Source organism: uncultured Clostridium sp. (assembly GCF_963527835.1).
Classification (GTDB): domain Bacteria; phylum Bacillota; class Clostridia; order Clostridiales; family Clostridiaceae; genus Clostridium.
The window spans coordinates 23,452-36,927 of sequence record NZ_CAURTC010000039.1; the positions used below are offsets into that span (position 1 = coordinate 23,452).

Below are 13,476 nucleotides of genomic sequence, written 5' to 3' on the forward strand. Positions count from 1 at the left end.
TACATTGATGAGGTGACATAGTCAAGTGTCTCAATTATAAATAAAGAGCTAAAAAATAAATAGCTCTAATTAATTTTCCTAATACTATTAAGGAAGATTTCTAAAAATTATAATTAAGAGGTGACGCTTGTGAGTAAAAGATATACTTTATTAAAAAAGGATGGAAAAGCTAGAAGAGGAGAATTTGTAACTCCTCATGGAACTATACAAACTCCAGTATTTATGAATGTAGGTACATTAGCAGTTATAAAAGGTGCAGTATCAAGTATGGATTTAAAGGAAATTGGATGTCAAGTTGAATTATCTAATACATATCATTTACATTTAAGACCTACTGATAAGGTTGTTAGTAAATTAGGTGGATTACATAAGTTTATGAATTGGGATAGACCAATACTTACTGATTCAGGTGGATTCCAAGTATTTTCACTTTCAGCTATGAGAAAGATAAAAGAAGAGGGTGTTTATTTTAATTCTCATATAGATGGAAGAAAGATATTTATGGGACCAGAAGAATCAATGCAAATTCAAAGTAATTTAGCATCTACAATTGCAATGGCTTTTGATGAATGTATACCAAATCCTTCAACAAGAGAATATGTTGAAAGATCAGTAGCAAGAACTACAAGATGGCTTGAAAGATGTAAAAATGAAATGGATAGATTAAATACACTTCCTAATACAATTAATAAAGAACAAATGTTATTTGGAATAAACCAAGGTGGAACATATGAAGATATAAGAATAGAGCATGCTAAAGAAATTGTTAAAATGGATTTAGATGGATATGCTATTGGAGGGCTTGCTGTTGGAGAAAGCCACGAAGAGATGTATAGAATAATAGATGCTGTTGCACCACATCTTCCAGAAGATAAACCTATATATTTAATGGGAGTTGGAACACCAAGTAATATATTAGAAGCTATTGACAGGGGTGTTGATTTCTTTGATTGCGTACTTCCAGCAAGAAATGGTAGACATGGAAATGTGTATACTAACGAAGGTAAGCTTAATATGATGAATGCAAAGCATGAATTAGATGAAAAGCCTATAGAAGAAGGATGCCAATGTCCAGCATGCAAGCATTATACAAGAGCATATATAAGACATTTATTTAAAGCAAAAGAAATGTTAGCTATGAGATTATGTGTACTACATAACTTATATTTCTATAATAAATTAATGGAAGAAGTAAGAGATGCTATTGATGGCGGCTATTTTAAAGAGTTTAAAAATAAGAAAATAGCAGTATGGGAAAATAGAAAATAGTAGTTTAATTGACAATATATCTAAATAAATGTAAACTATTTATCATGGAATAAATCATAAAAAATAAATAAAACTAAGTTTTGTTTATAAACTTACGGAGGTAAAAAATGAATAATATAGGTGCAATACTTATGAATGTACTACCATTTTTAGTTGTTTTTGTTATATTCTATTTCTTGCTTATTTTGCCAGAGAAGAAAAGAAAAAAGCAATATGGTAACATGATAAGTGAATTGAAAGTTAACGATGAGATTATGACAAGAGGTGGAATCATCGGTAAAATAGTAAACATCGATGACGAAAATGTAGTTATTGAAACAAGTGCAGCAAAAACTAAAATAAAACTTGCAAAAAGTGGAATTTCATACAAGACAAATAAATAAAATCAATCATAATGCCTCTTGATGCTTCATAAAATGAAGTATTGGGAGGTGTTGTTTTAAAATGGAAAATAACAATAATAATTATTTAAGGTCTGTTTGTAAAGGCTCCGTTGGAGCAGTGATATTAAGTTTTATTGGTGTAGTTGTCTTATCTTTACTTATGAAGATAATAGAGTTTACACCAAGTATATTTAGCATGCTGTATGTAGTGATATCATTAATAAGTTTAGCTGTTGGTGCTATAATAGGGGCTAAGGCTAATAAATCTAAAGGATGGTTAGTAGGACTTGGAATAGGCATAATATATTATATAGCTTTATTTATAATTTCAAGTTACATAAGCGGAGCAATAACCTTTAAAATTTTTGATTTAGCTAAATTTGCAATTTCTATGGGAGTTGGATTTTTAGCAGGAATGCTAGGTATAAATTTATAAAAATCTTTATTAAGAATTTTTAATGTGATATAATCATTTTGATTGGAAATATATTCAACAATCAATTTAAGAGAAAAGTATAGGTTTTGGTTTAATATTGAGGGTAACTATATCTTTAATTTACTAACCAAGACTTATATCTAAAATAGTAGTTTTACATAATAAAAAACTAAGTAAAGTTTAATTTATGAAACTAAATATCATATAAACTATAATAGCTGTTTATTTATCAGAGGGGGATTAAAGATGAAGAAAAAAGGAAAAAGTTCAGCATTATTCACAGTAATAGTTCTTGTAACACTTTTTTTAGCTTTTTCAGGATTTAAAGGATTTGTAGTAGGCGGATGGGAATTTAAATCTTTTAATAATGTTATAAAAAAAGGTCTTGATTTACAAGGTGGAGTTTCTGTATTAATGGAAATTCAAGAAGATCAAGTTACACATGATCAATTAGAAAGCACAAAAGAGCACATTTCTTTAAGAGTTAATAAGATGGGTGTAGCTGAAACTATTGTAACAACAGAAGGAGAAAGAAGAATAAGGGTAGATATTCCGGGTGCCTTTGATTCTCAAGAAATTGTAGATAGTTTAAGCAAATCAGGAAATTTAGTTTTTAAAAGCCCAGAAGGAGAAGAAATTCTTACTGGTAAAGATGTTAAAAAAGCATCAGCAATTCTTAATCAACAAGATGGAAATCCAGTTGTATCATTAGAACTAAATGATGATGGTCAAAAAGCATTTGCTGAGGCAACAGGAAAATATGTAGGACAAAAAATTTCAGTTTATATGGATGATGAGATTTTAACTAGTCCTACAGTACAAACTCAAATTACAGATGGAAGTGCAATAATAACAGGAAGTACTAGTTTAGAAGATGCCAAGAAGTTGGCTGGAATAATAAATTCAGGAGCGCTACCTGTTACTGTTAAAGCAGTTTCAGTACAAAATGTTGGAGCACAACTTGGAGCTACAGCATTACCAAATGCTTTAAAGGCAGGAGCAATAGGAATAGGATTAGTATTCTTATTTATGATTTTATATTATAGAGTTCCAGGAATATTAGCTAGTATAGCTTTAACATTATATATAACTATTACATTATTGATATTCTCTGAAATCGGAGTAACTTTAACACTTCCAGGAATAGCAGCATTACTTCTTACAATAGGTATGGCAGTTGATGCAAATGTGCTTATCTTTGAAAGAATAAAAGAAGAACTAAAGAGCGGTATATCAATAAAGACATCAGTTAAAAAAGGATTTGAAAATGCTCTTTCTTCAATAGTAGATTCAAATGTAACAACAATTTTAGCAGGATTAATTTTATATTTCCTAGGATCAGGAACTGTTAAAGGGTTTGCTGTTACTTTAATGATAGGTATAGTTGTAAGTTTATTCACATCATTAGTTGTAACAAAATTACTTGTTAATTTATCAGTGGATATAGGATTGTTAAAAAAATTATCTCATTTTGGAGTTAAGAGAGAAGAGGGAGATCTTAAAACAAGAGAGAGACAATATTTTAAAATAATAGAAAAATCAAAGATATGGCTTTCAATTTCTCTAATTGTAATTTTACTTGGATGTGGATTTTTATTTACTAAAGGATTAAACTTTGGAATAGATTTTAAGGGTGGTACTCAATTAACGATTCAATTAAAAGATGGTGTAGATAAGCAAGATGTAGATAATATAATAAAAACTTATTCATCAGATGCTGTTACAAACACAATAAATAATAATCAATATGAAGTAAAATCAGGAGATTTAAATAGTGAGAAAGTATCATCTATAATGAATGAATTAAAAGAAAAGTATGATTTAGATGATAATGCATTACTAGCTCAAGATGAAATAGGAGCTTCAATAGGTAAGGAATTAACACAAAATTCTTTAATAGCATTATTTGTAGCATGTATAGTTATGCTTGGATATATAGGAGTAAGATTTGAATTGAAATTTGGTATTGCAGCTTTAGTTGCAACACTACATGATGTATTAATAACAGTAAGTGTATATGCTATCTTTGGAATATCAGTAAATACTCCTTTTATTGCAGCTATTCTTACGATAATAGGTTATTCTATGAATGATACCATAGTAATATTTGATAGAATAAGAGAAAATTCTAAGCGTATGAGAAGAGCGGATCCAATAGAAACAGCTAATACAAGTTTAACAGAAACTATGACAAGATCAATAAATACAACTATGACAACGCTATTTACAATAGTTGCTGTGAATATATTTGTACCAACAGTTAGAGAATTTACTATTCCACTTATTATAGGAATAGTTGCTGGTGCATATTCTTCAATATTCGTAGCTTCTCCAGTATGGGTTTATCTTAAGGATAAAGTTGGAAAGGGAAAAGTTAAAGCAAATAATAACAAACTACAAAGAGTTTAAATATTTATATAAAATTAAATATGACTTTTAATTTAAGGCACATGAAAGAAAATAATAGACCAAAAATAGGGTGTATATTTTGTGTCAGACAAGGAGGCAAGTTCAGTTAATAGTGTAAACTATTAGCTGGATTTGTTGACGTATGATGCAAAGTAGACACGCATACTGGTCTATTATTTTTTTGAGTGTGACTAAACCTCCGTAGGCAAAAATATGGAGGTTTATTAATTTCTTAATAAAATATTTGTAAAAATTCGTTTTATACATTATAATATAAATGTTTTCTAATTTTATGGAGGAGTAAGCAATGCGTAAGTTCTGGGAAAGTATTTATTGTCCAAATTATATTACTGGATATAACCCATTTATACTTAAAGGTATGAACAAAGCATTAGAGAGAGTAGTCTCTGCTGTGAATAATAGAAAGAAAATAATTGTTTATGGTACTTCGAATGTTGATGGTATTTGTGCCACTGCTTCTCTAATACTTGTATTAAAGTATTTAAACGCAGATGTTGAATATCTGATATATGATGAAGAAAATGGTGGAGATAAACTTAATTCTAAAGACATAAAGAATAATGTCGATTTTTTGGGTGCTGAACTGTTAATAACTTTAGGCTTAGGGTTGGAATCGCAAGAAGAAATAGATTTATGTAAAAAATTAGGCATAAATTTAATTGTTCTTGAAAATAAAGAGAGTAAGTTTATAGATGAATACATATACATTAATCCAAATCAAAAAGGCTGTCAATATAGGTATAAAGATTTATCTATAAGTGCTTTAACATTTAAGTTAATGCAATCAATAGCTATATATTATAATATGAAAAGTATTAATAAATATTTGGATTTAATTCTTATGGGAGTAAAGTTTATAAATACTCCTATAAAAGGGGAAAATGGGGTATTTATTAAAGAGGGAAACAAGTTTCTATTTAATACAAATAATAATGGGTTGAGGTCAGTAATGGAATTTAATAACATAATGGAATGTGATTGTCATGCCATGGATAGCATGATAGAATTTATTACGCCTACAATAGGACCTGTTGGAATTATGGACAATGCAAGAATAGTACTAGAATTATTAACTACTGATGACAAAGATAGAGCAGATCAGATTGTTAAATATCTGCATAGTTCAAAAAAAAATGAACTTTTAAAATAAAAGTTATTGCATCTAAAATAATATTTTTGGAGGAGTAAGCATGGATTTAAAAGAAAAAATAAGAATAATTGACGGATTTCCTAAGGAAGGAATAAGCTTTAAAGATATAACTACATTAATAGGAGACGGTGAAGGATTAAAAGCTTCAATTGATATGTTTGTAGAATATTTAAAAGATAAAGATGTTGATTTAATTGTTGGACCAGAAGCAAGAGGATTTATATTTGGTGTTCCAGTTGCATATGCATTAGGTGCAGGATTTGTCCCAGTTAGAAAGCCGGGTAAATTACCAGGAGAAACTATTTCTGTTAATTACGATTTAGAGTATGGTAGTGATTCACTTCAAATTCATAAGGATTCTATAAAAAAAGGTCAAAGAGTTGCTATTGTAGATGATTTATTAGCAACTGGTGGAACTGTTGAAGGTGTTGCAAAATTAGTTGAGCAAGCTGGTGGAGAAGTAGTTTCACTTGCATTTTTAATAGAATTAATAGATCTTAAAGGAAGAGACAAATTAGGAGATTATGATGTAATATCATTAACTCAATATGACATTTAAATTTATTGAAAATACTGATAAAATAATATATAATTAGAAGAAAAGGCTGGTTACATAACCAGCCTTTGAATTTACAGAAATTTAGCAAAAGGAGAGAGCTATCCTTATGATTGATAACTTATTGAAAAAGATTCATACCAATTGTCATAACGTTGATGTAGAAATGATAAAAAAAGCATACTACTTTGCAGAAAATGCACATAAGGAGCAAAAAAGAGAATCAGGAGAGCCATATATAATTCATCCAATAGATGTGGCAGAAATTCTTGCAGAACTTGGAATGGATACAAGTACAATTGCAGCTGGCTTACTTCATGATGTTATTGAAGATACAACATGTTCTTATGAGAGTATGAAAACTATTTTTAATGAAGAAATAGCAAATTTAGTTAATGGAGTAACTAAGCTTGGGAAAATACAATATAAAACAAAAGAAGAGCAGCAAGCTGATAATGTTAGAAAAATGTTACTTGCTATGGCTAAGGATATACGTGTAATAATTATAAAATTAGCAGATAGACTTCATAATCTGAGAACACTTAAATTCATGCCAAAAGGAAAACAAAAATTAAAAGCAAAGGAAACATTAGATATTTATGCTCCTTTAGCTCATAGACTTGGTATGTCTAAAATAAAATGGGAACTTGAAGATCTCTCTTTTAGATATTTACATGAAGATGAATATTATCAATTGGTAGAGCAAATAGCAGAAAAAAGGGTAGAAAGAGAAACATACATAAACGAAGTAGTTTGTTATTTAAATGAAAAGCTGGATGAGTCAGGAATAGATTCGGATATTGAAGGTAGACCAAAGCATTTTTATAGTATTTATAAAAAAATGATAAATAAAAACAAGAGTATAGAACAAATTTTTGATCTAACAGCCATTAGAATATTAGTGAATTCGGTTAAAGATTGCTATGGGGTTTTGGGAATAGTTCATACAATATATAGGCCTATACCAGGTAGATTTAAAGATTATATAGCTATGCCAAAACCTAATATGTATCAATCACTACATACTACAGTAATTGGAAATCAAGGTAAAACATTTGAAATTCAAATAAGAACTTTTGAAATGCATAAAACAGCAGAATACGGAATTGCAGCCCATTGGAAATATAAAGAGGGAGATAAAAATGAAGAAGATAAAGCAAAGGATTTTGAGAAAAAATTAGTATGGCTTAGAGATATGCTAGAATGGCAAAAAGAAACATCTGATGCGGAAGAATTTATAGAAGGCTTCAAAATAGATTTATTTTCTGATGAAGTTTTTGTTTTTACTCCAAAAGGTGTTGTAATAAATTTGTGTGCAAAAGCAACACCAATAGATTTTGCTTATAGAATACATACTGATATTGGGAATAAATGTGTAGGAGCTAAAGTAAATGGAAGAATAGTTTCTCTTGATTACACATTAAAAACTGGTGAGATAGTTGAAATACTTACATCATCTAATTCTAAAGGGCCTAATATGGATTGGCTAAGCATTGCTAAAAGTAATCAATCAAAAAGTAAAATAAAGCAATGGTTTAAAAAAGCTAAAAAAGAAGAGAATATATTAAAAGGTAAAGATCTCCTTGAAAAAGAACTTAAAAAACAAGGAGTTAACTTTGGAGATATAGCCAAGGGTGAAAGCTATGATAGATTAATTAAAAAATATAATATTCATTATATTGAGGATTTACATGTGTTAATAGGTGTTGGAGGAATTTCCCCATCTTCTTTTGTTTCAAGACTGAAGGAAGAAAATGAACCACATAAAGAAAAAGACAGTCAAGATATATTAAATAAAGCAATAGAAGAGCATATATCAAAAACAGGGAGAAAAAAATCAGTTGATAATTATGGTATAACAGTAAAAGGTGAAAGTAATTTGATGGTTAGATTTGCTAAGTGCTGTAATCCAGTGCCGGGTGATGATATTCTTGGATATATAACTAAAGGTAGAGGAGTATCAGTTCATCGAACTGATTGTAGTAATTTAAAAAATCTTATTCAAACAGATGCAGATAAAGTTGTAGATGTAGCTTGGGGAATAGCTAAAGGTACTGCATACTTTGCAGAAATCCAAGTTAAATCCGATGATAAAATGGGGATTTTAACTGATATAATGAGTGTTATAACTGATTTGAAATTAAATTTAAGTGCATTAAATGCAAATCCAGCAAAAGATGGGATAGCATTTATAAATATAAAAATAAAAATTACTTCTATTGATGAATTAAAAAATCTTATGAAAAAAATAAAAGGTATAAAAGGTATACTAGACGTATATAGAATGAATAGTTAAGGAGGGGTAGTATGAGAGTTATAATACAGAGAGTTACATCATCAAGTGTTAAGGTTGATGGTAATATAGTAGGTTCAATAGAACGAGGTATTAATGTATTAATAGGAATATCTAAAAGTGATACATTAGAAGATTTAAAATATACAAGAGATAAAGTAATTAATTTAAGAATTTTTGAAGATGATAAAGATAAGATGAATTTATCTTTATTAGATGTAAAAGGAGAAATATTAGTTATTTCTCAATTTACTTTATATGGAGATTGTAGAAAAGGTCGAAGACCTAATTTTATGGAGGCAAAAGGTGGAGAAGAAGCGAAAGAACTTTATGAAGAATTCATTAAGCTTCTAAAGGAATCGGGTTTAAAAGTTGAAAGTGGTCAATTTGGGGCACACATGCAAGTGGAAATTAATAATGATGGCCCTGTAACAATAATGTTAGATAGTACTAAGAATTTTTAAAATAAATTTTTATATTAGGCGGTGTGTAAAGTGATTATAAAAGCAATTCCAGCAGGAATGTATGAAGCAAATTGTTACTTAGTAATAGATGAGAATACAAAAGAATGTGGAATAATTGATCCAGGCGGAGATACTGAAAGGCTAAAGAGTATAATTGATTCTTTAAATGTAGATATAAAGTACATTTTATTAACACATGGACATATGGATCATGTAGGTGGAGTAGTTGAATTAAGCAAAGCTTTTAAAGTTCCATTTTATATAAGTAAAATAGATGAAGAGTATATGGAAAAAGATAACTTTGTTTTCGGAACATTACCAAAGGCATCTGGGTACTTGCGAGAAGGTGATACAATAAAATTAGGAAATAAAGAATTTAAAGTTATTGAAACACCTGGACATACAAAAGGTGGACTTTGTTTTTTAATTGAAGATAAACTATTTACAGGAGATACTCTTTTCCAAGCTTCTATTGGAAGAACTGATTTTGCAGGTGGTAATTTTGAAGAAATTATAAGAAGTATAAAAGAAAAATTATTAATACTTGGAGACGATATAGAGGTATATCCAGGTCATGGTCCAGTGTCTACAATAGGATATGAAAAAAGGAAAAATAGTTTTTTAATATATTAGGGAGAAGATATGGAAATTAAAATTAATTTAAATGACTTAAAGTACAGATATGATATATATCAATTATTTAATATATATTTTCCTTTAAGTGAAATTAAGTTTGTAGATGACGAATACAATTATTCTTTTTATATTGATGATAAAACCATGAGATTTTCCCATGAAGAATATGTAAAAGAAGAATCTTTAGGAGATAATATAAAACAATCTCTTAGAAGGTTCGTTTTTTCTTGCTTAAAGGAAATAACAAAAGATGAATATCCATGGGGAATTTTAATAGGAATTAGACCATCTAAAATAGCATTAAAGCTAATACAAGAAGGCAAAAATGAAGAAGAAATCATGGAGATATTTAAAAATAATTATTTAGCATATGAAGATAAAGCGAAAATATGTTTAGAAGTTGCTAAATCAGAAGAGAAGTTTGTAAATAAGAAACAAGATAAAATTTCTATTTATATAGGCATGGCTTTTTGTCCAACGAAATGCTTATATTGTTCATTTACATCTAATTCTATAGCTGGAAACAAAAAGATGGTTGAGCCGTATTTAAAAGCTCTTATTAAAGAAATTAAAGGAATTAGTTCATACGTAAATCAAAAGAATTTAGAAATAGAAACTGTTTATTTTGGAGGTGGAACTCCAACTTCAGTTAATGATGGAGAATTCAAAGCTGTTATGACTGAAATATATAATGGATTTGTTAAAGAAAAAAACATTAAAGAATTTACTGTTGAATGTGGAAGACCAGATACTATAACTTTAAATAAGTTACAAACAATGAAAGAGTATGATGTTACTAGAATAAGTATAAATCCACAAACTATGAATGATGAAACATTAAAATTAATAGGTAGAAATCATACTGTAGATGATATAAAAGAAAAGTTTAAAATGGCAAGAGAGCTTAGATTTGATGATATTAACATGGACATAATAATAGGATTGCCAGGCGAAGGTCATGAAGAATTAATAAAAACTAGAGATGAATTAATAAAGTTAAATCCTGATAGTATTACCGTTCATGGGCTTTGTTTAAAAAGAGGTTCTAGAATGTATGAAAACTTTATTCTAAAAAAGGGACTTGACATTCCGAAGCAAGAAGAGATAATAAAAATGTATGAAGAAAGTAGAAATTTAGCAAAACATCTAAATATTTCACCGTATTATATGTATAGACAAAAAAATATGATTGGAAATATGGAGAATGTAGGATATGCTAAAAAGGGCAAAGAATGTATCTACAATATAGAAATGATTGAAGAAAAGCAAACCGTAATTGCTTTAGGAGCAGATGCTGTTAGTAAAATAATTTTTCTAGATGAAGATAGAATTGAAAGATTTGCGAATCTAAAAGATATTAGAGAGTATGTTAATAGAGTAGATGAGATGATTGATAAGAAGATAAAATTATTAAATACACTATATTAGATGAGTTAATAATTTTATGTTTATATCATGAAATTTAATTTATGCTTAATTAAGGAGGAAGAATTATGGCAATGGAAATGCAAGCACCAAAGGGTACTAAAGATATGTTACCTCAAGATGCGTATAAATGGCATTATGTAGAAAATACATTTAGAGATGTAGTAAAAACTTATGGAATAAGAGAAATTAGAACACCTATGTTTGAGCATACAGAATTATTTTTAAGAGGGGTTGGAGATACTACAGATATAGTTCAAAAGGAAATGTATACTTTTAATGATAAAGGAAATAGAAGTGTAACGTTGAAACCAGAAGGAACTGCACCAGCAGTTAGAGCTTTTATTGAAAATAGATTATTTAATGAAGCTCAACCTACAAAATTATTTTACATAACACCAACTTTTAGATATGAAAATGTTCAAAAGGGAAGACTTAGACAATTTCACCAATGTGGAATTGAAATATTTGGATCTAAAGAACCTACAATGGATGTTGAAGCAATAAAAGTGGCTATGGACACTCTAAGTAAATTAGGCTTAAAGAGTTTAAGTTTACATATTAATAATTTAGGATGTCCAACTTGTAGAGCTAAATATAATGAAGCATTAAAAAAATTCTTAGAAGAAAATTATGAAAATCTTTGCGATATTTGCAAAAGTAGATTTGAAAAAAATCCTATGAGAATTTTAGATTGTAAGGAAAGAAAATGTAATGGAATCACAAAAAATGCTCCACAGATTTTAGATTATGTTTGCGAAGAATGTGAAACACATTTTAATAAAGTAAAAGAATATTTAGATATTTTAGGAATTTCTTATGTAGTAGATCAAGGCATAGTAAGAGGCCTAGATTATTATACAAAGACAATTTTTGAAATAATAAATGACGATTTCACAGTATGTGGTGGTGGAAGATATGATAAACTTGTAGAAGAACTTGGAGGCCCTGAAATGCCAGCAGTAGGTTTTGCTATAGGTGAAGAAAGAATAATAATGACTCTTGAAAATGAAGGTATTGAGATCCCTAATGAAAATATGGTTGACTTATATATCGGAGCAAGAGGAGAAGCAGAGAAAAATCATGCTTTCAAATTAGCTCATGATTTAAGAAAATTAGGAGTTAAATGTGAAATTAATCATATGGGAAGAAGCATAAAAGCAGAAATGAAATATGCTAATAAAATTGGATCTAAATTTACAACTATATTAGGTGAAGATGAATTAAAAAATAATCAAATTAACCTAAAGAGAATGGAAGACGGAGAAATATTCACTCTTTCATTAGATAATATAGAAGAAATACAAAAAATAGTTAAATAATTGCTATGTTTTGAAACTCTGATTATATTATAAGTGTCAATTAAGTATAAAATTACTTGATGTTTATAATATATTCAGTTGTTTAGAATGTAGCCTAAATATAATATTTAATGAGATTTATAACAAATATATGCACAAAAATAAATATGTGCAAAAAGATTATATACAATATATAAATTATATTTAATGTATTGTATATTGGAAAAGTGTTAGGAGGAAATGAAAATGGGTGAAGCTTTAAATGGCTTAAAGCGTACGATGATGTGCGGCGAACCTAGAGAAGAACATGTAGGTCAAAAGATTACATTAATGGGATGGGTTCAAAGAAATAGAAAACTTGGAGGTCTTGATTTTATTGATTTAAGAGATAAAACTGGTATCATGCAAGTTGTTTTTGGTGAAGAAATAAATGCTGAAGCTTTTGAAAAAGCAAAAGGTGTTAGACCAGAGTACTGTATTGCAGTAACTGGAGAAGTTGTAAAAAGAGAAAGCGTTAATGAAAACATGCCTACTGGCTTTGTTGAATTAAAATGTGAATCATTAAAGATTCTTTCTGAATCAGAAACACCACCAATATATATAAAAGAAAACTTAGATGCAGCTGAAAACATTAGATTAAAATATAGATATTTAGATTTAAGAAGACCAGATATGCATAGAATCTTTGAAATTAGAAGTAAAACTACGAAGTCTATTCGTGATTACTTAGAAAAAAATGATTTCTTAGATGTAGAAACTCCAATACTTACAAAGAGTACTCCAGAAGGAGCTAGAGATTACTTAGTCCCTTCAAGAAACTATCCTGGTATGTTTTATGCTCTTCCACAATCACCACAAATATTTAAACAATTATTAATGGTGTCTGGATTCGATAAATATTATCAAATAGTTAAATGTTTTAGAGATGAAGATTTAAGAGCTAATAGACAACCAGAATTTACTCAAGTAGATATGGAATTAAGCTTTGTAGAGCAAGAAGATATAATGGCATTAAATGAAGGCTTAATAGCTCACGTATTTAAAGAAGTAGCTGGAGTAGATGTTAAACTTCCAATTAAGAGAATGACATTTAAAGATGCTATGGAAAAATACGGTTCAGATAAACCAGACTT

11 protein-coding genes and 2 pseudogenes are annotated in these 13,476 nt (G+C 28.7%); all 13 read left to right on the forward strand.

From position 1 onward, the window contains the following. The first annotated feature begins 129 nt into the window (after positions 1-129). Positions 130-1,269: a tRNA guanosine(34) transglycosylase Tgt gene (gene tgt, locus RYM86_RS15315; protein WP_315081569.1), complete on the forward strand. Its 1,140-nt coding sequence runs from the start codon at positions 130-132 to the stop codon at positions 1,267-1,269. Between the two features lie 107 nt (positions 1,270-1,376). Further along, positions 1,377-1,652: a preprotein translocase subunit YajC gene (gene yajC, locus RYM86_RS15320; protein ID WP_315081570.1), complete on the forward strand. Its 276-nt coding sequence runs from the start codon at positions 1,377-1,379 to the stop codon at positions 1,650-1,652. Positions 1,653-1,713: 61 nt separating this feature from the next. Further along, the gene (locus RYM86_RS15325; RefSeq protein WP_315081571.1) at positions 1,714-2,088 is read left to right on the forward strand and encodes a TIGR04086 family membrane protein; all 375 of its coding nucleotides are present in this window, start codon (positions 1,714-1,716) and stop codon (positions 2,086-2,088) included. 246 nt (positions 2,089-2,334) lie between these two features. Further along, positions 2,335-3,591, forward strand: a pseudogene (gene secD, locus RYM86_RS18530) (protein translocase subunit SecD); the annotation flags it as partial. Positions 3,592-3,621: 30 nt separating this feature from the next. Further along, positions 3,622-4,497: pseudogene (gene secF / locus RYM86_RS18535) on the forward strand (protein translocase subunit SecF); the annotation flags it as partial. A 307-nt stretch (positions 4,498-4,804) separates the two neighbouring features. Next, positions 4,805-5,668 carry a DHH family phosphoesterase gene (locus RYM86_RS15335; RefSeq protein ID WP_315081574.1) on the forward strand — a complete coding sequence of 288 codons (864 nt, stop codon included), beginning with the start codon at positions 4,805-4,807 and terminating at the stop codon, positions 5,666-5,668. A gap of 40 nt (positions 5,669-5,708) precedes the next feature. Beyond that, a complete protein-coding gene (locus RYM86_RS15340) occupies positions 5,709-6,227 on the forward strand; it encodes an adenine phosphoribosyltransferase (protein WP_315081576.1) in 519 nt (172 codons plus the stop codon). Between the two features lie 106 nt (positions 6,228-6,333). Further along, positions 6,334-8,520, forward strand: a complete 2,187-nt coding sequence (locus RYM86_RS15345) for a bifunctional (p)ppGpp synthetase/guanosine-3',5'-bis(diphosphate) 3'-pyrophosphohydrolase (RefSeq protein WP_315081577.1) — start codon at positions 6,334-6,336, stop codon at positions 8,518-8,520. Between the two features lie 11 nt (positions 8,521-8,531). Next, positions 8,532-8,981, forward strand: coding sequence for a D-aminoacyl-tRNA deacylase (dtd, locus tag RYM86_RS15350; protein WP_315081579.1), 450 nt, complete (start codon positions 8,532-8,534; stop codon positions 8,979-8,981). 30 nt (positions 8,982-9,011) lie between these two features. Beyond that, on the forward strand, positions 9,012-9,614 hold the full coding sequence (locus RYM86_RS15355) for an MBL fold metallo-hydrolase (protein ID WP_315081581.1): 603 nt from the start codon (positions 9,012-9,014) through the stop codon (positions 9,612-9,614). Between the two features lie 9 nt (positions 9,615-9,623). Continuing rightward, complete coding sequence (locus tag RYM86_RS15360) at positions 9,624-11,045, forward strand: coproporphyrinogen III oxidase (RefSeq protein WP_315081582.1); 1,422 nt, start codon at positions 9,624-9,626, stop codon at positions 11,043-11,045. 65 nt (positions 11,046-11,110) lie between these two features. Then, positions 11,111-12,364 carry a histidine--tRNA ligase gene (gene hisS / locus RYM86_RS15365; protein WP_315081583.1) on the forward strand — a complete coding sequence of 418 codons (1,254 nt, stop codon included), beginning with the start codon at positions 11,111-11,113 and terminating at the stop codon, positions 12,362-12,364. A 225-nt stretch (positions 12,365-12,589) separates the two neighbouring features. Further along, positions 12,590-13,476: aspartate--tRNA ligase (aspS, locus tag RYM86_RS15370; RefSeq protein WP_315081584.1), on the forward strand; the 887-nt coding region annotated here is incomplete at its 3' end.